The sequence below is a fragment of the Pseudomonas sp. AC355 genome, assembly GCF_979258205.1.
The window spans coordinates 3,989,062-4,010,488 of sequence record NZ_OZ409843.1 but is presented as its reverse complement, the minus strand read 5'-3'; the positions used below and the strand labels follow the sequence as shown (position 1 = coordinate 4,010,488).

The 21,427-nt window shown below is 63.5% G+C and carries 19 protein-coding genes; 11 read left to right on the top strand and 8 right to left on the bottom strand.

Annotation, left to right across the window (positions count from 1 at the left end):
- Positions 1–86 precede the first annotated feature (86 nt).
- Complete coding sequence (locus tag ACZ0AI_RS18805) at positions 87–986, bottom strand: homocysteine S-methyltransferase family protein (RefSeq protein ID WP_463563174.1); 900 nt, start codon at positions 984–986, stop codon at positions 87–89.
- Positions 987–1,097: 111 nt separating this feature from the next.
- Here ACZ0AI_RS18805 and ACZ0AI_RS18800 point away from each other — a divergent pair, with 111 nt between their 5' ends.
- From ACZ0AI_RS18800 to ACZ0AI_RS18765, 8 genes are all read left to right on the top strand, one after another.
- Positions 1,098–1,919, top strand: a complete 822-nt coding sequence (locus ACZ0AI_RS18800; protein ID WP_463563173.1) for an ABC transporter substrate-binding protein — start codon at positions 1,098–1,100, stop codon at positions 1,917–1,919.
- The gene (locus ACZ0AI_RS18795; RefSeq protein ID WP_463563172.1) at positions 1,916–2,752 is read left to right on the top strand and encodes an amino acid ABC transporter permease; all 837 of its coding nucleotides are present in this window, start codon (positions 1,916–1,918) and stop codon (positions 2,750–2,752) included. The genes ACZ0AI_RS18800 and ACZ0AI_RS18795 overlap by 4 nt, the downstream gene beginning before the upstream one ends.
- Positions 2,753–2,823: 71 nt before the next feature.
- Positions 2,824–3,279, top strand: a complete 456-nt coding sequence (locus ACZ0AI_RS18790; protein WP_463563171.1) for a GNAT family N-acetyltransferase — start codon at positions 2,824–2,826, stop codon at positions 3,277–3,279.
- Between the two features lie 57 nt (positions 3,280–3,336).
- On the top strand, positions 3,337–3,783 hold the full coding sequence (locus ACZ0AI_RS18785) for an Lrp/AsnC family transcriptional regulator (protein ID WP_070881064.1): 447 nt from the start codon (positions 3,337–3,339) through the stop codon (positions 3,781–3,783).
- A 388-nt stretch (positions 3,784–4,171) separates the two neighbouring features.
- A complete protein-coding gene (locus ACZ0AI_RS18780; protein WP_463563170.1) occupies positions 4,172–5,281 on the top strand; it encodes a TRAP transporter substrate-binding protein in 1,110 nt (369 codons plus the stop codon).
- A complete protein-coding gene (locus tag ACZ0AI_RS18775) occupies positions 5,278–5,796 on the top strand; it encodes a TRAP transporter small permease subunit (RefSeq protein ID WP_463563169.1) in 519 nt (172 codons plus the stop codon). The genes ACZ0AI_RS18780 and ACZ0AI_RS18775 overlap by 4 nt, the downstream gene beginning before the upstream one ends.
- Positions 5,793–7,118 (top strand): TRAP transporter large permease, encoded by a 1,326-nt coding sequence (locus tag ACZ0AI_RS18770; RefSeq protein WP_463563168.1) that lies wholly within the window; start codon positions 5,793–5,795, stop codon positions 7,116–7,118. Before ACZ0AI_RS18775 ends, ACZ0AI_RS18770 begins: the two co-directional genes overlap by 4 nt.
- Before the next feature lie 64 nt (positions 7,119–7,182).
- Positions 7,183–8,766 carry a gamma-glutamyltransferase family protein gene (locus ACZ0AI_RS18765; protein ID WP_463563167.1) on the top strand — a complete coding sequence of 528 codons (1,584 nt, stop codon included), beginning with the start codon at positions 7,183–7,185 and terminating at the stop codon, positions 8,764–8,766.
- A 64-nt stretch (positions 8,767–8,830) separates the two neighbouring features.
- Here the strand turns inward: ACZ0AI_RS18765 and ACZ0AI_RS18760 are convergent, their stop codons facing one another.
- The 6 genes from ACZ0AI_RS18760 to ACZ0AI_RS18735 all read right to left on the bottom strand — a co-directional run bounded on the left by ACZ0AI_RS18760 (position 8,831) and on the right by ACZ0AI_RS18735 (position 16,903).
- Positions 8,831–10,204 carry an alanine/glycine:cation symporter family protein gene (locus ACZ0AI_RS18760; protein ID WP_463566175.1) on the bottom strand — a complete coding sequence of 458 codons (1,374 nt, stop codon included), beginning with the start codon at positions 10,202–10,204 and terminating at the stop codon, positions 8,831–8,833.
- Positions 10,205–10,510: 306 nt separating this feature from the next.
- A complete protein-coding gene (locus tag ACZ0AI_RS18755; RefSeq protein ID WP_463563166.1) occupies positions 10,511–11,347 on the bottom strand; it encodes an alpha/beta hydrolase in 837 nt (278 codons plus the stop codon).
- Positions 11,341–12,555, bottom strand: coding sequence for a YeeE/YedE family protein (locus ACZ0AI_RS18750; protein WP_463563165.1), 1,215 nt, complete (start codon positions 12,553–12,555; stop codon positions 11,341–11,343). The genes ACZ0AI_RS18755 and ACZ0AI_RS18750 overlap by 7 nt, the downstream gene beginning before the upstream one ends.
- A gap of 205 nt (positions 12,556–12,760) precedes the next feature.
- Positions 12,761–13,432, bottom strand: a complete 672-nt coding sequence (locus ACZ0AI_RS18745) for a hypothetical protein (RefSeq protein WP_463563164.1) — start codon at positions 13,430–13,432, stop codon at positions 12,761–12,763.
- Positions 13,433–13,665: 233 nt separating this feature from the next.
- Positions 13,666–15,477 carry a sodium-extruding oxaloacetate decarboxylase subunit alpha gene (gene oadA, locus ACZ0AI_RS18740; protein ID WP_463563163.1) on the bottom strand — a complete coding sequence of 604 codons (1,812 nt, stop codon included), beginning with the start codon at positions 15,475–15,477 and terminating at the stop codon, positions 13,666–13,668.
- Between the two features lie 10 nt (positions 15,478–15,487).
- Positions 15,488–16,903: an acetyl-CoA carboxylase biotin carboxylase subunit gene (locus ACZ0AI_RS18735; protein WP_463563162.1), complete on the bottom strand. Its 1,416-nt coding sequence runs from the start codon at positions 16,901–16,903 to the stop codon at positions 15,488–15,490.
- Positions 16,904–17,089: 186 nt separating this feature from the next.
- Between ACZ0AI_RS18735 and ACZ0AI_RS18730 the strand changes: the two genes are divergently transcribed.
- Together ACZ0AI_RS18730 and ACZ0AI_RS18725 are read left to right on the top strand one after the other, a co-directional pair.
- Entirely contained in the window at positions 17,090–18,040 is a 951-nt protein-coding gene (locus ACZ0AI_RS18730; protein WP_463565974.1) for a LysR family transcriptional regulator, read from the top strand.
- 48 nt (positions 18,041–18,088) lie between these two features.
- A complete protein-coding gene (locus tag ACZ0AI_RS18725) occupies positions 18,089–18,760 on the top strand; it encodes a GntR family transcriptional regulator (protein ID WP_463563161.1) in 672 nt (223 codons plus the stop codon).
- A 162-nt stretch (positions 18,761–18,922) separates the two neighbouring features.
- Here ACZ0AI_RS18725 and ACZ0AI_RS18720 read toward each other — a convergent pair whose 3' ends face one another.
- Complete coding sequence (locus tag ACZ0AI_RS18720) at positions 18,923–20,542, bottom strand: L,D-transpeptidase family protein (protein ID WP_463563160.1); 1,620 nt, start codon at positions 20,540–20,542, stop codon at positions 18,923–18,925.
- Between the two features lie 152 nt (positions 20,543–20,694).
- Here ACZ0AI_RS18720 and ACZ0AI_RS18715 point away from each other — a divergent pair, with 152 nt between their 5' ends.
- Positions 20,695–21,408, top strand: coding sequence for a murein L,D-transpeptidase catalytic domain family protein (locus ACZ0AI_RS18715; RefSeq protein WP_463563159.1), 714 nt, complete (start codon positions 20,695–20,697; stop codon positions 21,406–21,408).
- The last annotated feature ends 19 nt before the right edge of the window (positions 21,409–21,427 follow it).

The window sequence follows — 21,427 nt, the reverse complement described above, 5'->3', positions numbered from 1 at the left end:
CAGTGATGCTCGGCAAGGTGCCTGAGCGACCCTAGGAAGACGCCAGGATCGCCATTCAGAGCACATGGCACGCCGAGCCGAATTGATCAGTTCAGGCGCTGCGCCAGCACCGCGATATGTTCCGGGCCGATGCCACAGCAGCCGCCCAGATGGCTGGCCCCACGAGCGCGCCAGTCGGCGACCCAGCGCAGGTAACCCGGCGGGTCGAGATCCTCACGCAGCGGATCCAGGCCATCGTTGGCGGTGGCCTCTTCGGGCTGCGGCGGGAAGGCATTGGCATAGGCGCCAATGGCGATGTCCGCGCCGAGGCTGGCGAAGGTTTCGCGCGCCACGTCGATGGCCGTGCCGATCACTTCCGGCTGGCTGCAGTTGAACAGCAGCACCTCGACACCCAGTTCGGCGGCGGCGCGAGCAGCATCGGCCACCGGCTCGCCGGAGCGTAGGCGAGGCACCTCGTCGGTGTCTTCGTCGCGCAGGGTGAAGGACAACCAGAACGGCTTGCCGTCATCGGGCAGATGAGCACGGATGGCCCGCGCCTCGGCAATAGCGCTCTGGGTCTCGGCCAGCCACAGATCGACATGGGGCGCCAAGCCCTCTATCAGCGGCGTCAGCACCTCGGCTACTCGTTCGGGCTGGAACAGATCAGGCCGATAGGAGCCGAACAGCGGCGGCAGCGAGCCGGCAACCCGTACTGCGCTGGCAGCCCGATCAGCCGCATTGCGCGCCAGCTGACCGGCACGCTCGGCGAGGGCGCGGCCCTCCTCGGCGAAACGCTGCTCGCCGATATGGAAGGGCACGACCGCGTAACTGTTGCTGGTGATCACCTGGCTGCCGCTGGCGATATAAGCGGCATGCACCGCTTCCACCTGCTCGGGCGCCTCGCTCAGCGCCAGCGCCGACCACTCCGGCTGACGAAACGGCGCACCACGGCGCTGCAGCTCGCGGCCCATGCCACCATCCAGCAAAATCAGAGGTCGCTCGCTCATATAAACTCCAGTCATATCGATATGCATTAAATTCATTTGGACGCATTCATTTATAACTATTTAATACACACACATCGCCTGTCACAACCCCTTTCGTGCTTAAGGAATTCTGTGAAAACCACGCTATTCGCGGCCCTCGGCCTGACCCTCGCATCCTTCTGCAACCTGGCTCTGGCAGGCCCCACGCTCGACCGTATCGAAAAGAACGGTGAGCTGGTCAACGTGCTGATGGAAAACTATCCGCCGTTCTCTTTCCTCAACGATCAGAACCAGCTCGACGGCTTCGACGTCGATGTGGCCAAGGCAGTGGCTGACAAGCTCGGCGTCAAGCTGCGCCTGGAAACCCCGTCCTGGGATGTGATCGCCGCAGGCCGCTGGAGCGGTCGCTACGACATCTGCATCTGCTCGATGACACCTAGCCAGGCACGCGCCCAGGTCTTCGATTTCCCGGTCACCTATTACGCCTCCCCGGCGGTGATCGTGGTCAACGCCAGTGATGAGCGCATCCACTCGGCCAAGGATCTTTCCGGCCTGAAGGTCGGCGTCACCAGTGCTTCTTCGTACGAAGGCTACCTGAACAAGGATCTGGTCATCGAAGGTGCCGAGGACAAGCCGCTGGAGTACCCGTTCGACGCTGTACAGGTCGCGCCGTACGACAACGATACCGTGGCTTTCCACGACCTCGCCCTGGGTGCCGGCGTGCGCCTAGATGCCATCCTCACCAACCTGGTCACCGCGCAACCGCGCATCGACCAGGACAAGCGCTTCAAGCTGGCCGGCACTGCGCTGTACGCCGAGCCGAATGCCGTGGCCATCGAGAAGGATGACGCCGAGTGGCGCGCCAAGGTCGAGAGCGTCTTCGCAGAGCTGCGCAAGGACGGTACCCTGGCAGCCATCTCCAAGAAGTGGATCGGTTCCGATATCAGCCAATGACACCCCCTCCTGAATCCCCTCGCCCGCCACCCATGGCGGGCGAGTCGTTGCTGCAGCGTCTGTTCGGCTTTCGCACCCGCCTGTATGTCACCTGGGCGATCATGTTCGCCCTGTGCGTGGCGTTCTTCCTGAGCTTCGACCTGAAGTTCTCGATCATCCTCGACAAGCTCCCCAACCTGCTCGGCGCCAACCTGGCACCCAACGGCTTTCTGCAGGGCGCGGCACTGACCCTGTTCCTGTGCTTCTGCTCGATCTGGGCATCCCTGGCGCTGGGTTTCGTCACCGCCCTGGCGCGCCTGTCGAAGAGCGCCGTGGCGTTCGGGATCGCCAGCTTCTACGCCTCGTTCTTCCGTGGCACGCCGCTGCTGATCCAGATTCTGCTGATCTATCTGGGCCTGCCGCAGCTGGGCCTGGTACCGGGCGCGATCACCGCCGGGATTATCGCCCTGTCGCTGAACTACGGGGCCTACCTGAGCGAGATTTTCCGCGCCGGCCTGATCGGCGTGGCGCCCGGCCAGCGCGAAGCCTCCCTGGCCCTGGGCCTCAAGCCAACGGTGATTTTCTGGCGGGTGACCCTGCCCCAGGCAATGCGCACCATCATTCCGCCGACCACCAGCCAGTTCATTTCGATGCTCAAGGACTCGTCGCTGATCTCGGTGATGGGTGTCTGGGAAGTGATGTTCCTGGCCCAGTCCTACGGTCGCTCGTCGTACCGCTACATCGAGATGCTCACCACCGCGGCAGTGATCTACTGGCTGCTGTCGATCGGTCTGGAGCTGATCCAGGCACGCCTCGAGCGTCATTACGGCAAGGCCTATCTGCACGGGCGTTAGGCAACTGACTCTTGCGGTGCCTGCCGAGGCGCCGCAGGATGGACGCCTGATCGCCTACCGGAGCCTTGCCCATGACCGTCCGTATCCCCGTGGAAATCCGCGCCATCACCGCTGACGACCACGCTGCCTGGCTACCGTTGTGGCAGGGCTACCAGCGCTTCTACATGACCGAAATCGGCGCCGACGTCAGCGCCACCACCTGGCAGCGCTTTCTCGACCCGGCCGAGCCGATGTTCGCCGCCCTGGCCTGGCGCGACGGCGTGGCCATCGGCCTGGTGCACTGGATCTACCACCGCTCCTGCTGGACGACCGGCGACTACTGCTACCTGCAGGATCTGTTCATCGCCAAGGACGTGCGTGGCGGTGGCGTCGGCCGCCAGTTGATCGACCATGTCTATGCCGCGGCCAAGCAAGCCGGTTGCTCACGCGTGCACTGGCTGACCCACGAGAGCAACGCCAAGGCCAAGCTGCTCTACGAGCGCATCGGTGAACGTTCGGGGTTCGAGCAGTATCGCAAGTTGCTCTGATCGCAGCTGGCACGTAACCCGCATCTCTGTCGGCCTTAACCACCGACAGAGCGGCCCATGAACAAACTGGACAACGCGCTGCTGAATATCCTGATCAAGGATTCGCGCACTTCCTTCGCCGATATCGCCCGCCAACTGAACATCTCCCGCGCTCACGCCCGCACCCGGGTGCAGGCTCTGGTCGAGAGCGGCGTGATCGAGAAATTCACCGCGGTGGTCAACCCGGAGAAGCTCGGCAAGGGCATCTCCACCTTCGTCGACCTGACCGTCGCGCCGCACGCCATCGAAGCGGTCGCCGAGCGGCTTTCAGCGACCATGGAAGTGGTCAGCCTGTACATCATGAGCGACCTGAAAAGCCTGCACATCCACACCCTGACCGACAGCTACGAAACCTTCGATGCCTTCGTGCGCCAGCACATCTTCAATCACCCGGAAATCCTCACGGTCGATTGCAAGGCGCTGATGACCCGGGTGAAGCATCGGCGTGGTGGCGCGCGTCTGTAAGCCATTGTTGGCCGCTCACCACCTGTGATCGGTAATGCTGCGCACTGCGTCAAAAGCGGGCCCTCGGTGCGTTTTGGTGCACAAATGACATTCGTTCGCTCACCGCAGCCCTGCTTACCGGAACGTACCCGGATAACCGGCGTGACCTGACAAATGTTCAGCACTACCTGCTGCGGATACCGTTTCGTCACCTCAGGAACCTCCGCCACGCTTGTTTTGTGTGCGTTCGGCATTTCGAAGGTAAATCTGCAAAATTAGATAATTCATTTAAAATCATATAGTTAAAATAGTTTTCTCCTGGCATGGCTGTTGCTGAAGGCTTTCGGTAACGACTTTACATCCGGCAGGCAAACGCCCGTCGCAATGGCCACAGTGAAAGGAGAATCCCATGAGCCTCAATCGACGTAACTTCATCGGCGCCGGCGCCCTCGCAGCAGGTGCTGGCCTGGCGATGGGCGCCAGCGGTGTGGCCAGTGCGGCAGTCAGCGGCAAGACCTTCAACTGGAAGATGACCAACGCCTACGCACCAGGCTCGCCGTTCTATGTACAGGGCCCTGGCAGCCCCACCGACTTCTGCAAACGCGTCGAGGAAATGTCCGGTGGGCGCCTGAAGATCCAGCACTTCGCCGCCGGTGAGCTGATTCCTGCGCTTGAGGGCTTCGACGCCGTGTCCAGCGGCATGGTGGAAATGAACGCGGCGAACGCCTTCTTCTGGGCCGGCAAGATTCCTGCGGCGCAGTTCTTCACCGCCGTGCCGTTCGGCATGAACACCCAGGGCATGAACGCCTGGCTGTACAACGGCGGCGGCCTGAAGCTCTGGGAAGAACTCTACGAACCCCACGGCCTGGTACCCATGCCGATGGGCAACACCGGTACGCAGATGACCGGCTGGTTCCGCCAGCCACTGGAGAACGTCGACAGCCTGAAAGGCCTGAAGATGCGTATCGCCGGTCTGGCCGGCAAGGTCTACAGCGAGTTGGGCGTGGCCGTGCGCCTGTTGCCCGGCGGAGAGATCTTCCCAGCCCTGGAGCGTGGCGTGATCGACGCCGCCGAGTTCGTCGGCCCCTATCAGGATCGCCGCATGGGCCTGCACAAAGCGGCCAAGAACTACTACACCACCGGCTGGCACGAGCCGACCAACGTCACCGAGCTGATCATCAACAAACAGGCCTGGGACAGCCTGCCCGCCGACCTCCAGGCCATCGTACGTTTCTGCGCCCAGGCCTGTAACACCGACAGTTGGTCATGGTGCGATGCGGTCAACGCCGAAGCCATGCAGGATCTGGTCAACAACCAAGGCGTGATCGCCAGGCCGCTGCCGGACGACATCATCAAGCGCCTGCATGAGGTCACCAACGACACCCTGTCGAGCATGGCAGCGAGCGACCCGGCGACCAAGAAGGTCTACGAGCACTTCTTCGCCTTCCGCAAGCAGTACATCTCCTGGGCTTCGGTGGGTGAGAAGGCCTTCATGAACATCGGGATGGGCGAGGCATGATGTTCGTCGTCACCCGCATCGAACAACTGGTCGAGGCACTGGGCGCCATCGCGCGCGCCTGCGTGTTGCTACTGGTGCTGTTGGTGTCGTTCGACGTACTGATGCGTTACCTCTTCGACCTCAGCCCGGTGGCGCTGCAGGAACTGGAGTGGTACCTGATCTCGCCCATCGCGCTACTTGGCATCGCTTATACCCTCAAGCACCGCCAGGATGTGCGCGTGGACTTTCTCTACGAGAAATTCGGGGTGAAGACCAAGGCCGCCGTCGACCTGTTCAGCGGGATCGCCACCGCGGCGATCGGTTTCTACATCGCCCGCCTGGCGTTCAACTACACCATGCAGTCCTACAACATGGGCGAAGGCTCGCCGGATCCAGGTGGGCTGCCTTATCGCTTTCTGATCAAGGCCTTTTTGCCACTGGGTTTCGGCCTGTTCGGGCTACAAGGTGTTGCCGATAGCCTACGGGCGCTGTGCGCTCTGCTGATGCCTGTACAGACTCAGGAGGTGCGACCATGAGCCCCAACGAGTGGCTGGCCATCGCCATGGTCATCGGCTTCTTCGCCATGATGATGGCGGGGGTGCCGGTGGCCATTTCTCTGGCCGTCTCCGGCTTTGTCGCCGGCATGATCGGCTTCGGCCCGATGCTCTTCGCACTGCTGCCGGCCCGCATGTTCGGGGTGGTCAGCAACTACACCTTGCTGGCGATTCCGTTATTTACCTTCATGGGGGTGATGCTGGAGAAGTCCAGGGTCGCCGAGGACATGCTCGAAACCATTGGTCGCGCCATGGGTGGGCTGAATGGCGGCATGGGGCTGGCGATCATTCTGGTCGGCGTGCTACTCGGCGCCTCCACCGGTATCGTCGGCGCCACTGTGGTGACCATCGGCCTGCTGACCCTGCCGACGCTGCTGCGTCGCGGCTACAACAAGAGCGTCGCCTGCGGCACCATCTGCGCTTCCGGCACCCTGGGCCAGGTGATTCCACCGAGCCTGGTGCTGATCCTGCTGGCCGACATCCTCGGTCAATCGGTGGGCTCGATCTTCGCCGCAGCCTTCATCCCCAGCCTGGTGCTGGCGCTGATCTACGTGACTTATATGCTGATCCTCGGCTGGCTGCGCCCGGACTGGGTGCCGGCGATTCCCGCCGAGGAGCGCGCCCTGACCAGCCGCAAGCAGTTGTTCAAGGACATGGCGCGCAGCGTGCTCCCGCCCTTGCTGCTGGTGATGGCGGTGCTCGGCTCGATCATCGGCGGCGTCGCAGCGCCTACCGAGGCGGCCTCCATGGGCGCACTCGGGGCGTTGATCATCGCCGCTTGTGCCCGGCGTCTGAGCTGGCCAACGCTGAAGGCCACCCTGCACGGCACGCTGACCATCAGTGCGATGATTTTCCTCATCCTGCTCTGCTCGCAGCCCTTCTCCCTGGCCTTCCGCGGCCTCGGTGGTGAAGCGCTGGTACACGAGATGTTCACCCTGCTGCCAGGCGGCGAACTGGGGGCGATCCTGTTCCTCATGGCGGTGCTGTTCGTGCTCGGCTTCTTTCTTGAGTGGATCGAGATTTCCTACATCGCCCTGCCGATGTTCCTGCCGGTGTTCATCGCCTACGACACCGATCTGGTATGGCTGGGTATTCTGGTGGCGCTGAACCTGCAGATGTCGTTCCTCACCCCGCCGTTCGGTTGGGCGCTGTTCTTCCTCAAGGGCGTCGCGCCACCGGGTATCAGCACGCGGGACATCTACATCGGCGCTCTGCCCTATGTGTTCCTGCAGATGCTGGCCGTGGCCGTGGTGTTCTGCTTCCCGCAACTGGCTACCTGGCTGCCGGCCGCCATTGGTTGGTGATGGCTAAATTCGGTTGGGCCGGCGATGATCGGCCCACCATCTTCCTATAAGAAAGGGACTGCCCATGCTGAAAAGCACCCACGCCACCGGCGGCCTGTTCGTCGCTCCCCACCATCTTGCTGCCCAGGCCGGGCGCGACGTGCTCAAGGCCGGCGGCACCGCCGTGGAGGCGATGGTTGCGGCAGCGGCAACCATCGCCGTGGTCTATCCACACATGAACGCCATTGGCGGTGATGGTTTCTGGCTGATTCACGAGCCGGGTAAAAAGCCCTTGGCTGTCGATGCCTGCGGCAGCAGTGCCGCCCTCGCCGACCGCGATTTTTACGCCGGCCACGCACAGATTCCCAGCCGCGGCCCGCTGGCTGCGCTGACCGTGGCGGGCACCGTCGGCGGCTGGGCCGAAGCACTGGCACAGACCGCTCACTGGGGGCAGGGCATGCCTCTGCCCGACCTGCTGAGCGACGCTATCGGCCACGCCCGTCGCGGCATCGTGGTCAGCCGCAGCCAGGCGCAACTGACCCAAGGCAAACTGGCCGAACTGAAGGACGTACCTGGTTTCGCCGACGTCTACCTGAACCATGGCCAGGCGCCCCAGGAGGGCGATTTGCTGCGCCAGCCAGCCCTGGCCAAAACCCTGCAGCGCCTGGCCGATGCCGGTCTGGACGACTTCTACCGCGGTGAGCTGGCCACGCGCATGGCCGCCGATCTCGAGCGCCTCGGCAGCCCGCTGCGTCTGGCCGATCTGCAGGGTTACCGGGCTCGCGCCGTCGAGCCGCTGAGCGTGCGCCTGAACGACGCCACTCTGTACAACATGCCGCCGCCGACCCAGGGCCTGGCATCGCTGCTGATCCTCGGCATCTTCGAAAAACTCGGTATCGAGCAGGCCGAAGGCTTCGAGCATGTGCACGGGCTGGTGGAAGCGACCAAGCAGGCGTTCCTGATCCGCGACCGCGTGGTGACCGACCCAGGCCGCGTGCCGCAAGATCCACAAGCCTTGCTGGACGACGCCAACCTGCAACGCCTGGCCGCCGCCATCGACCCGCAGCAGGCGCTGCCCTGGCCACAGCCGGCTGCGCCGGGCGACACCATCTGGATGGGCTGCATCGACGATCAGGGCCGCGCCGTCAGCTTCATCCAGAGCGTGTACTGGGAGTTCGGCTCCGGTGTGGTGCTGCCCTCTACCGGCGTCGCCTGGCAGAACCGCGGCATCAGCTTCTCCCTCGATCCCGCCGCGCTGCAGACCCTGGAACCGGGCCGCAAGCCCTTCCACACCCTCAACCCGGCTCTGGCGCTGTTCGACGATGGCCGCACCCTGAGTTACGGCACCATGGGCGGCGAAGGCCAGCCACAGACCCAGGCCGCGATCCTCACCCGCTACCGCCTGGGTAGCGACCTGCAGGCAGCCGTCAGCGCACCGCGCTGGCTACTCGGCCGCACTTGGGGGGACGTCAGCACCACGCTCAAGCTGGAAAGCCGTTTCCCGAGCGAACTGGTCGAGCGGCTGCGCCAGGCCGGGCACGTCATCGATGTGCTGGACGAAGCCTTCAGCGACACCATGGGCCACGCCGGCGCCCTGCTGCGCCATCCCAACGGCATTCTGGAAGGTGCCGCCGACCCGCGCAGCGACGGTAGCGTCTGCGGCTTGTAACTCATCCCGGCATAAGCAAAACGCCCCGCTGTTTAGCGGGGCGTTTTGCTTGGCACGCGGACTCTCAGTCCTCGGTCTTCCAGTTCTTGCGGCTCATGTAATCGCGAGTTTCCTTGACCACGATACCGGAGAGCAACAACAGGCCGATCAGGTTGGGCAGCGCCATCAGGCCGTTGGCGATATCGGAGAAGGTCCACACCACCTCCAGCGACGTCACTGCGCCGACGAACACCACCATCGAGAAGATCAGCCGATACGGCATCACCGCAACGCGGCCCATCAGCCGCTCCATGCAGCGCTCGCCGTAGTACGACCAGCCGAGAATAGTGGTGAAGGCGTACACCAGCACGCCGATGGTCACCGTGTAGATGCCCCAGCCGCCACCCAGCCCCTGCTCCAGCGCCCAGGCTGTCATCGGCGCCCCCTTGAGACCTTCCTGCGTCCAGGCGCCGGTAACGATGATCGCCATGGCGGTGAAGGTCACCATCACCAGAGTGTCGAGGAAGGTCTGGGTCATCGAGACCATGGCCTGCCGCACCGGCTTGTCGGTCTTCGCTGCGGCCGCGGCGATGGCGCCGGTACCCAGGCCCGATTCGTTGGAGAAGATGCCGCGCGCCACGCCCATCTGCACGGCCAGAATGATGCTCGAACCGAGAAAACCACCGGCCGCCGCGCTACCGCTGAAGGCATCGGTGAACACCAGTACGATGGCGTCCGGCAGACGGTCGGCGAACACCACCAGCACCGCGACGTTGCTGATGATGTACAGGACGATCATCACCGGCACCACGCCCGCGGCGAAACGTCCGATGCTCTTGATCCCCCCGATTATCACCACCGCCGTGCCGATCGCCAGCACCAGGCCGCTGATGGTCGGCGAAATGCCCCAGGTGTCATAAAGCTGATGGGCTGCGGTGTTGGCCTGCACCATGTTGCCGATCCCGAACGAAGCGATTGCACCGAAGATGGCAAAGGCGATACCCAGCGTCTTGCCCAGAGTGCCGCCGACACCGCGGGTCAGGTAGTACATTGGCCCGCCGCTCTGCTCGCCCTTGGCGTCGGTCACCCGGTACTTCACGCCCAGCAGGGCTTCGGAATACTTGGTCGCCATGCCGACCAAACCGGTCATCCACATCCAGAACAACGCGCCCGGGCCGCCGATGCCGATAGCGGTCGCCACCCCGGCGATATTGCCTACACCGATGGTCGCCGCCAGTGAGGTGGCCAGCGCCTGATAGTGAGAGACGTCACCGGGGACATCACCCTTTTCCTTACGTTTGACGAAGGCCAACCAGAAGGCATGGCCGAGTACACGAAACTGAATGCCACGCAAACGGACGGTCAGGTACAGACCGGTGAGCAGCAACAAGGGGATGAGCAGAAACGGGCCCCAGATAAAGCCGTTGATGGCAGAAAGCACTGCGAGAAGTTGTTCCATCGAGGATGTCCTTGTTGTTCTATCCAGTGCGGCTCGTGGCCGGCAGGAACGGCGCCAGAGCTGGTAGAGCGCTGTTGCCAAGAGATGAACGCACAGGCGGCCGTGCAGCGTTGGGTGACATCGTTACGAACGCCAGGGTCGTAACAAATCATGAGGCGAATCAATCAATTGCGACAGAGCCGATTGTTGCCAGGACGGCAAGGCTATAACAACTTGCCCACGAAAGGGCTGAAAAAAACGGGGAATTTCGCTGCTGCGGTGCACTGAATCAGGCGTTCGCCTCGCCTGACCGGCCTTCGCCAGAGATCATTCGGCGCAGTTCAGCGGTTGCTGGCGCCACTGCGCCCAGGCGGGCGCCCAACCGTCGCGGTGCGACACCTGAGCCAAGCTCACGACTTCCACGCATCGCGCTTCGCCAAGCCCATCGAGGTAATGGCGCAGCACTTCGGCGGGCACCACGCGATCCTCGCTACCCACCAAGTGACGCTGCGCGACCTGCGCCAACCGCTCGCGGTCGTCCAGCGGCTCCAGCGAACCGTTCAGCGCGCTCAATTGCTGCAACTGTGCCCAATAGCGCGGGCTCAGGTTGCCGGCCAGGGTCTGCACTACGGCAATATCGTCGCGGCGCGCCGCCAACAACAAGGCCAGCGGCGCTCCGCCGGAGTAACCGACCAGTTCGAAGTCTCGGTTGCCGTAGCGCGCCTTGATCAGATCGAGGGCACCGTCGAGGCTGGCCAACACCTCGCGGCCAAAGCGCCGATCCGTCCACAGCCCGGTTTCGCAGGCAGCGCTGCGTACGAACTGACAGGGCCGCGCCAGGTACAGGCTCGGCGTTGGGTCGCTGAACGCCAGCCGCGCCACCAGCAGATCGCGGGGAGAAGGATCAAGGCTGGGTTGCGAACGCGTGGCCCAGGCATGGCCGTCACCCTCCAGATAAACCCGGAGGCGCGACGCGGACACAGCATTGTTCGGCGCGCTGAGGAGCAAGGGGAAGGGCTTGAGGTCGAGGGTTTGCAAACGCTGGCCCTGCTCGCCCGCCAACTCGTCGAGCTGTTGCAGCGGGGATTGGCAGCCGCTCAATGCAACGGTCAGCAACACGCCAACAAGCAGCGCGGCTGACCTTGCGCGGCTGGCCATCAGCATCCCGTCAGCTTCGCCTCGCGACGTTCGCCGGGGAAGAAGAACGGCCGCAGGCGAACGCCCACGCCATTGCCGATAAACGCCGCCACCAGCCACAGCCAACCGTGCAGGCTGCCGGAGGCGATGCCGCTGAAGTAAGCGCCGATGTTGCAACCATAAGCCAGACGCGAGCCGTAGCCGAGCAGCAGGCCACCGATCACCGCGGCGATCAGCGAACGCAGCGGAATGTTCAGGTTCGGCGCGAAGCGCCCGGCCAGCCCAGCGGCCAGCAGTGCGCCGACGACGATGCCGATATCCATCACCGTAGTGATGTCTTCCCACAGCGGCGCAGCCAGCGCCTGGGCATTGCCCGGTTGCTGCCAGAACGCCCAGGCGGCCACATCCACCCCGCCGCCTTGCAGCACCTTGGCGCCCCACAACGCGAACGCCGAGGTGATGCCCCACGGGCGACCGGCCAGAGCCAGGGTGGCAAAGTTGAGCAGCGCCAGCAGCACTGCGCCCCAGATCAGCGGCCAGGGGCCGCGCAGGAAACGCTGCCAGCCTTGCTGCTGACTTGGCGCCGCGCGTTCCAGGCTGCCATGCCGGGCGCGCTCCAGACGGATGCTGATCGCCGCAATGGCCGCGAACAACCCGAGGCTGACCAGCAGTGCCGGCAGCAATCCCAGGCTGGTCACAATCGAGGTCGGTGGCAGGCTCGGCAGGGCCGACCACCACTCCAGGTGATGAGTCGCGCCCACGCCACCGATGATGAAGAACAGCAGCGTCACCAGCATCCGCGCGTTGCCGCCGCCTACGGTGAACAGCGTGCCGGACGCACAACCGCCGCCCAGCTGCATGCCGATACCGAAGATGAAAGCGCCGACGATCACCGAGGTACCTGCCGGCGCCACCAGCCCCTTGACCGGCTCACCGAACAACGTGCCCGCCGACAGCGCCGGGAAGAACAGCAGCACGGCAATCGCCAGCATCACCATCTGCGCACGCAGGCCGGCGCCACGGCGCTCGTTGAGCAGCACGCGCCATGCCGAGGTGAAGCCGAATGCAGCGTGATAGAGCACTAGGCCCAGCGCACCACCGACGATGAACAGCAACGCCTGACGGCCACTCACCGCGAAGGTGAGCGCCAGGGCGCCAGCCAGCAGCAACGCCACGGCAACCAGCGGCGTGCCCGGACGATTGGCCGGCGCCGCTGCAGGAATGGAGAGATTCATATAGACCTTCGAATAACCAATTGAAACGGTCGGCCATTGTAGCCTGCCCCGAGCGCCTGGGCTGGCTGATCGTTAGACCGATTCCTGAGAGGGTTATGACACCGCGCTACAACGAATGCCAGCCGCGCGATGTGCTAACCCAGCCCAATGGTCAGCGGCGGCTCAGCAATCATGAACGCCTAGCCGCGCCGCAGGTACTACGTGCTCAGTACACTTCGTCGCGGGCAGCCGGCGGGGTGAACAACCCGGCCGGGTCGCGGCGTACCGAACCTTCCTTGATCTCGGCTGCCTCGACGACTTCGACCTGCTCGCCATTCAAGGCCTTCTGCACAGTCTGCTGGGTCAGCACGCTGGAGAGGATGGTCTTGCCGGAATCGGTGAAGTCATAAACGGTGGACGAGCCTTGCAGCGGCACCGAGGCCAGGCGCTGACCGCGGCTATCGAACACGTCGGCAGTCAGCGCGTGGGTCAGCACCACACCCATGAAGCTCTCGCTCTTCCATTCACGCACGCGAATCGACAACAGCATGGCATCGGCGGATGACGCCTGGCTTACCTCGCTATCGACGGCGAGGGCCTTGACGCCTTTGCGCTCGAAGCCTCCCAGCAAGGACTTCTGCAATTCCTGCGCCAGCGGCTCGCCAGAACGGGTGTTGACGTCATAGGGGATGTAATAGCTGCCGCGGATCAAGCCGACGAAATGGCCCTTCTTGTTACCGGACAGTACATAGGGACGCTCATCAATCACCTGCACCTCGACGGACTTGGCGAAGGTTTGCGGCACCTCGGGATACGCCTGGGAATAGTCGATTTTGCGGCCATTGGAGCAGGCAGCCAGGCTGAGCAACAGCATGAGGAAACAGCAGCGACGGAGCATGAAATATCCCTATCAGGGTTGACCTCGCCCTTCAGGAGCGACGGTTGAAAGCGCAAAGCTCCGGCGAACCCGAAGCGACGCGGTACGAACGCAGCCGCTATATGCCAAAGCAGCTGGGCCAACGCAAGCGACTGCGCCGATATGAACAAGGCAAATATGAAAAGTGCGATAGCTGCGGCAAATGCCGGGCAAAAAAAGGGGCCTTGCGGCCCCCAGAGGTAAACGTTGGGCAATCAGGCTTCGACTTCGATCAACACCTCGCCTGGGTTGACACGGTCGCCCTTGGCCACATGCACAGCCTTGACGGTGCCGGCGATAGGCGCCTGCACTTCGGTCTCCATTTTCATCGCTTCGGTGATCAGCACGGCCTGCCCTGCCTTCACGGTATCGCCCTCCTTGACCAGCACGTCGACGATGTTGCCCGGCATGCTGGTGCTCACGTCACCCGGCGCACTGGCGGTGCGGCGCTTGCTGCCGGTACCACCGGCGACGTAGTCGTTGAGCGCTTCGAACACCACTTCTTCGGGCATGCCGTCGATGGACAGGTAGAAGTGTCGCTTGCCCTCGCCCTTGACGCCGACGCCGGTGATATCCACGCGATAGCTTTCGCCATGCACGTCGATGATGAACTCGGTGGGCACCCCCGCGCCGCCCACCGCCGCCACGCCGCTGCCATCGGGAATCGGCAGCAACACCTCCGGTTGCAGGCTGCCGGCTTCGCGCTCCTCGAGAAACTTGCGGCCGATGTCCGGGAACATGGCGAAGGTCAGCACGTCCTCTTCGGACTTGGCCAGGTCGCCGATCTGCCCGCGCAGCTTGTCCATCTCCGGCTTGAGCAGATCGGCGGGGCGCACGTCGATCACCTCTTCATTGCCGATGGCCTGCTTGCGCAGCGTCTCGTTGACCTTGCCCGGCGCCTGGCCGTAGCCGCCCTGCAGGTAGAGCTTCACCTCGTTGGTGATAGTCTTGTAGCGCTCGCCAGCGAGCACGTTGAAGAACGCCTGGGTGCCGACGATCTGCGAAGTGGGCGTGACCAGCGGCGGAAAGCCGAGGTCTTCGCGCACCCGCGGAATCTCCGCCAGCACTTCGTTCATGCGGTTCAGCGCGCCCTGTTCCTTGAGCTGGTTGGCCAGGTTGGAAATCATCCCGCCCGGTACCTGATTGACCTGCACCCGGGTGTCGACGGCGGTGAATTCGCTTTCGAACTGGTGGTACTTCTTGCGCACCGCGTGGAAGTACATGCCGATCTCCTGGATCAGCGAGAGATCCAGGCCCGTGTCGTATTCACTGCCCTTGAGCGCGGCGACCATCGACTCGGTACCGGGATGGCTAGTGCCCCAGGCGAAGCTGGAGATCGCCGTGTCGATATGGTCGGCGCCCGCCTCGATGGCCTTGAGCTGGCACATCGAGCCCAGGCCCGCGGTGTCGTGGCTGTGGATAAATACCGGCAGATCGATCTCGGCCTTCAGCGCCTTGACCAGATCGGCCGTGGCGTACGGCGTGAGCAGACCGGCCATGTCCTTGATGGCGATGGAGTCGATGCCCATGGCCTGCATGGCCTTGCCCTGGGCGACGAAGGCATCGACGGTGTGCACCGGGCTGGTGGTGTAGGCGATGGTGCCCTGGGCGTGTTTGCCGGCGGTCTTCACCGCTTCGATGGCGACGCGCAGGTTGCGCACGTCGTTCATGGCATCGAAGATGCGGAACACATCGATGCCATTCTCCGCCGCCTTGGCAACGAAGGCGCTGACCACGTCATCGCTGTAATGGCGATAGCCGAGCAGATTCTGCCCGCGCAGGAGCATCTGCAGGCGAGTGTTGGGCAATGCCGCGCGCAGCTCGCGCAGACGCTCCCACGGATCCTCCTTGAGGAAGCGCACGCAGGCGTCGAACGTCGCGCCGCCCCAGACTTCCAGCGACCAGTAGCCAACCTTGTCGAGCTTGTCGCAGATCGGCAGCATGTCTTCGGTGCGCATGCGGGTGGCCAGCAGGGACTGATGGGCGTCGCGCAGGATGGTGTCGGTAACCGTGATCTTTCTTGTCATGGTGTGTTCCTCACAGGCCGGCATGGGCGGCGATGGCGGCGGCGATGGCCAGGGCCAGTTCGCCCGGCTTGCGTTTGATCGAGTAGTTCAGCAGCTCGGGATGGTTGTCGACGAAGCTGGTGTTGAAGCGCCCACTGCGAAATTCGTCGTTGGCGAGAATCTGCTGGTAGTAGGTGGCGGTGGTCTTCACACCCTGCACGCGCATGTCGTCCAGAGCACGCGCGCCACGGGCCAGGGCCTCTTCCCAGGTGAGCGCCCAGACGACCAGCTTCAGGCACATGGAGTCGTAATACGGCGGAATGGTGTAGCCCGTGTAGATCGCCGTGTCGGTGCGCACGCCCGGGCCGCCAGGCGCGTAGTAGCGGGTGATCTTGCCGAACGATGGCAGGAAGTTGTTGCGCGGGTCTTCGGCGTTGATCCGGAATTGCAGGGCGAAGCCGCGGTACTGGATATCTTCCTGCTTGATCGACAGCGGCAGGCCGGAGGCGATGCGAATCTGCTCGCGAACGATGTCGATGCCGGTGATTTCCTCGGTGATGGTGTGTTCCACCTGCACCCGGGTGTTCATCTCCATGAAGTACACCTCGCCCTCGGCGAGCAGGAACTCCACGGTACCGGCGTTCTCGTAACCGACCGCCTGGGCAGCACGCACCGCCATGTCGCCGATGTAGGCGCGCTGCTCAGGGGTCAGCTGCGGGCTGGGGGCGATTTCGATGAGCTTCTGGTTGCGCCGCTGAATCGAGCAGTCGCGCTCGAACAGGTGCACCACGTTGCCGAAGCTGTCGCCGAGAATCTGCGCCTCGATATGCTTCGGGTTGACGATGCACTTCTCCAGGAACACCTCGGCCGAGCCAAAGGCTTTGGTGGCCTCGGAGATCACCCGGGGAAAGGCCTGCTCCAGTTCCTCGCGGCTGTTGCAGCGACGGATGCCCCGACCACCGCCACCGGAGGTGGCCTTGAGCATCACCGGGTAACCGATGCGGTCACCTTCGAGCAGCGCTTCGGCGATATCCGCCACGTTGCCCTCGGTGCCCGGCGTCACCGGCACACCGGCCTTGATCATGCTGCGCCGGGCTTCGGTCTTGTCACCCATACGGCGGATGACCTCGGCGCTCGGGCCGATGAACTTGATACCCCGCGAGGCGCAGATTTCCGCCAGCTCGGCATTCTCGGAGAGAAAGCCATAGCCGGGGTGCAGCGCATCGCAGCCGGTTTCCACGGCCAGGTTCACCAGCTTGCGCGGGTTCAGGTAGCCCGCCAGCGGATCATCACCAATACCGTAGGCCTCGTCGGCACGCTTGACGTGCAGCGCCTGGCGGTCGGCGTCCGAATAGATGGCCACCGAACGAATGTTCATCTCGGCGCAAGCCCGCACGATGCGGACGGCAATCTCGCCACGATTGGCTATCAGGATTTTCTTGATCACGAGCCAGCATCCTCGATCACGTGAACAGGCGACCCCTTGAGGTCGAGATATGACCGGATATGTCCGCCCGGCCTTATGAGCAACCCTACGCCGCTGTAACAATTAACCAAAATCAATATTTATTGGGTTGTGCATAAGTAAAAACTTATGCTTAGCGAACAAGAATCCACTCGAGTGGTGAAGAAAATTCGCAAGTCATTGTTACGCATGACCTTTCGCCAACTTCAGGTGTTTCGCTCGGTATGCGACAACCGCTCCTACAGCCGCGCAGCCGAGGAAATGGCACTGACTCAGCCAGCCGTGAGCCTGCAGATTCGCCAGCTCGAAGAGCTGCTCGATCAGCCGCTGTTCGATTACGTTGGCAAGAAGCTGTACCTGACCGAAGCAGCGGAAGCGCTGCAGCGCGCCAGCGAGGACATCTTCGGGCGCCTGGAAAGCCTGGACATGCAGCTGGCCGATCTCAAGGGCTCGCTGCAGGGCCAGTTGAGCCTGGCCATCGAATCCAGCGCCAAGTACTTCATGCCGCACCTGTTCGCCGCCTTCCGCCGCGAGCACCCGGAGGTCAGCCTGCAACTGACCGTGGTCAATCACGCCCAAGCGGTCAGACGCCTGAGTGCCAACCGCGACGATCTGCTGATCATGTCGCAGGTGCCGGCGGATATGTCCCTAGAGTTCCTGCCCTTCCTGAACAATCCAATCATCGCCGTGGCGCCTCCGGATCACCCGCTGAGCCAGGCACAATCGTTGCAGTTGCAGGATCTATGCGCCTGGCCATTGCTGGTGCGTGAGCCTGGCTCGGGCACGCGGCGAGCTTGCGAGGAGTACTGCCACCAGAAACGTGCGCATTTTGCCCAGTTGCAGGAAGTCGGCTCCATGGAAGGGCAGCGCGAAGGCGTGATTGCCGGGCTGGGTCTGGCACTGATACCGCGCCATGCGGTACGCCGCGAACTGCAATTGGGCGTGTTGCGCGAATTGCCGGTGGCCGAACTGCCGCTGCTGCGCAGCTGGTGCGTGGTGCACCCGCGGGGTAAATACCTGTCGCCGGTGGCCCAGGCTTTCTTCAATTTCGTGCGTAACGAGCGCACGCAGATTGGCGCTTTGGCGGAGCAATTCAGCGGAGCGAGCAATTCACTGTAGGGATTTCGTATAAGATATCCAAAACCCTCACACAATGGGTGCCGTAGCGTGCCATTACCTCCCCTGAACGCCCCCAACCTAGGCATCACTCCGTCTGCCTCCGAGGTGATCACCAAGCACCTGCGCGATGCCATCGTCGCCGGCCACTTCGCCGAAGACGAACCGGTGCGTCAGGACGACATCGCCAAGCTGTTCAACGTCAGCAAGATCCCCGTGCGCGAGGCGCTCAAGCGTCTGGAGGCCGAGGGACTGGTGGTCTTCCAGCGCAACAAGGGGGCTGTGGTCACACGCATCTCCGAGCCGGAGCTGGCGCAGATGTTCGAGGTGCGCATCCTCCTTGAGGACAAGGTACTGCGCCTGGCGATTCCCAACATGAGCGAAGCCACCTTCGCCCGCGCCGAGCGCATCTGCGAGGAGTTCGTCGGCGAGGACAACATCGGCCGCTGGGCCGAACTCAACTGGGAGCTGCATGCCTGCCTCTATGAACCGGCGCAGCGGCCGTTCCTGGTCAGCCTGATCCGTTCCATCCACGACAAGCTGGAACGCTACCTGCGCCTGCAGATGAGCCTCTCCGAAGGCAAGGATCGCGCCGACCGCGAACACCGCGAGATCATCGCCGCCTGCCGCGCCCGGGACATCGAACGCGCGGTCACCTTGCTCGACCAGCACATCATCGGCGTATGCCGCAGCCTCTACGAGCACCTGCCCGAACACCGTTGAATCAGCAGTCTTCGTAGGGTGGACGACGCTTTAACCGTCCACCGATCCGAGGCCTTGATGGTGGACAAAAAGAGCGTTGTCCACCCTACCTAGAGCGCCGGCATCATCAAATCCGAGTACCGGGTATCGCTCATCTCCTTGATCCATCCTACGAACTGCGGCTCACCCTAGATCCGGTTGGATGCATCCAGCGCCTTGAGCAGGCGAGCGTCGTGGCCGTAGATATCGGGGCGGAACTGCACCTGCCCGTCGGCGCCGACCTGAGCCGGTCCAGTACGCCATCAGGATAGGCACCGGGCGCGGCAGATCGGCACGCAGCGTGCGACCACTGTCCCACTGCCTGGCGATTCGCGCCCGATCGGTTGGGGTGGCTTCGGCGAGCAACTGATCGACCAGCTCGGTTACCCGCTCGATGCGCACGCAACCTGAGCTGAACAGCCGCGGCAGGTTGTCGAACAGCCGCTGGCTCGGCGTGTCGTGCAGGTACACCGAGAACGGATTTGGGAAGCGGATCGCCACTTTGCCCAATGGGCTGTGAGCGCCAGCAGACTGACGGATCATCACGCGGCCGGGTCGCTCCCAGTCGACGCCACGCGGATCCACTGGATTGCCTTCGTAATCGATCACCTGCATATGGTTGGCGGCCAGATAGCCGGCCGCATCACGGCGCAGCTCCGGCAGTTTGTCCTCGCGCAGGATGGTCGGTGGAATCGTCCAGGTCGGGTTCAGGGTCAGGTGAGTGATCCGCGAGCGCAGCAACGGCGTCGGCCGGGCCGGGCGGCCAACCTGGGTGCGTGCCTGCCAGGCGATCGCATGGTCACGCAGGAACATCACTTCGGCGCCAGCCACGTCGATCAGTACGCTGGTCGGCTCGATCTCGTGGGACAGCCAGCGCAGGCGCTCCAGATTGATGCGGATCTGATCCATGCGCTCACTGGCCGAGCGGTTCAACTCGGCCAGCGTACCGGGGCCGACCACACCATCGGGCTTGAGCAGGTGGTTGCGCTGGAAGGCCTTGACGGCTTCAACCAGCGCGGTGGAGTACACCGACGTTTCCTCGGCGACCAATGCCGGGGCGCCCTGAGACAGATCGCCATGCAGCTGCAGGCGCTGCTCGAGCAAGGGCACGCGCCCGTCCACCGCGCCAGGACGCAACAGGGTTCCGCCCGGAATCGCCAGCCATTGCGGCAAGGCCTGACGACGCAGCTCGGCGTAGCGCTGACGCAAGTCCCGGTAAGGGCCGAAATCCGGGCGGGCCTGTTCGAAGGCCTGCGCCGGATTGCTCAACCCCGCTTGGGCGATCGCCTGCAGCGGCGCCAGGCTCCGCTCCATGGCCATGCTCTCGGGCTCCCAGAGTGGCTCGACCTGGGCCTGCTCCAGACGCCCATAGGCCAGGTCACGCAATGCCTGTAGATAAGCCGTGGTGGCGAGCACCTCGACACAGGCAGAAAGGCGTGGCGATGGACTCTCGACCGCTGCCAGCTCACGCAGCGGCTCCAGATGGTAGGCGCGGGGATCAAGGCCATCGTCCACTAGCGCGTCCAGCTCGGCGAACAGCCCCGGCAGGTTCTGCTCACTCCACACCGGCTGCGAACCACGTAGCAGATAGAAGGGCTCCAGCCATTCGCGATCCTTGGCGGTAAGGCTCAGGGCGGGCGATACGCAGGTCAGGCTGGGTTCGGCGAGCTGCTCTTGGAGGGGGCTGGGTGGCGCTCCATCGGCCAGTGCCAATGGAGCGCTCAGGGCCAACGCCCAGGCGGCGGATGAAGTGGGAGAAAACAAAGCGCCGCTCCAATTTACGACAGAGTGAATGACAGCCCGTCGGATTGGCCCGCGGGTCAGAAGATTTCGGCTGCTAGAATCGCGGGCTTTGTTGTGCCCGCATCGTCTGGCGAAGGCTCGACATATCGATGGCCGAAACTCAGAGACTTGAAATGATGACCACGATTCAGCGAATTTGCTTAGCCTTTCTTTGCCTAGCATTGCCCGTTCCGTCCCTGATGGCCGCCACACTGGCTCCCGATCCCCTGCTGGAAAGCCTGTCTGCCGAAGCACCGGCGTTGAAGCGCAAGGTACTCAACCATGCCATCGACGCAATGCGTTGCGCCATCAATAACGGTGCCGTACCGGCCCAACGTCTCGCCGTCATCGACTTTTCCAAGCCGTCCAGCGAACGCCGCCTGTGGATCTTCGACCTGACCAAGAAACGCCTGCTGTTGCATGATCTAGTCGCCCACGGCCAGCAGTCCGGTGACAACTTCGCCACCCGGTTCTCCAACACCGAAGGCAGCCATCAGTCCAGCATCGGCTTGTTCCGTACCCAGGAAAGCTACACCGGCAAGCACGGCTACTCGCTGCGCATGGACGGCCTGGAGCCGGGCTTCAATGACCTTGCCCGCCAGCGCGCCATCGTCATTCATCCCGCCGACTACGTGAACCCGGCATGGATCAAGACCCAGGGCCGTATCGGCCGTAGCCAGGGCTGCCCTGCCGTACGCCCGGAAGTTGCGCGCATGGTGGTAGACAGCCTCAAGGGCGGCCAATTCATGTTTTCGTACTACCCGGACAAGCGCTGGCTGCAGTCGTCGGCGTTCATCAACTGCAAGCCAGGCCTGGTCGCCAGTATCGTCAGCACCAAAGAAGGCTGAGACGCCGGAAGGCGTTAGC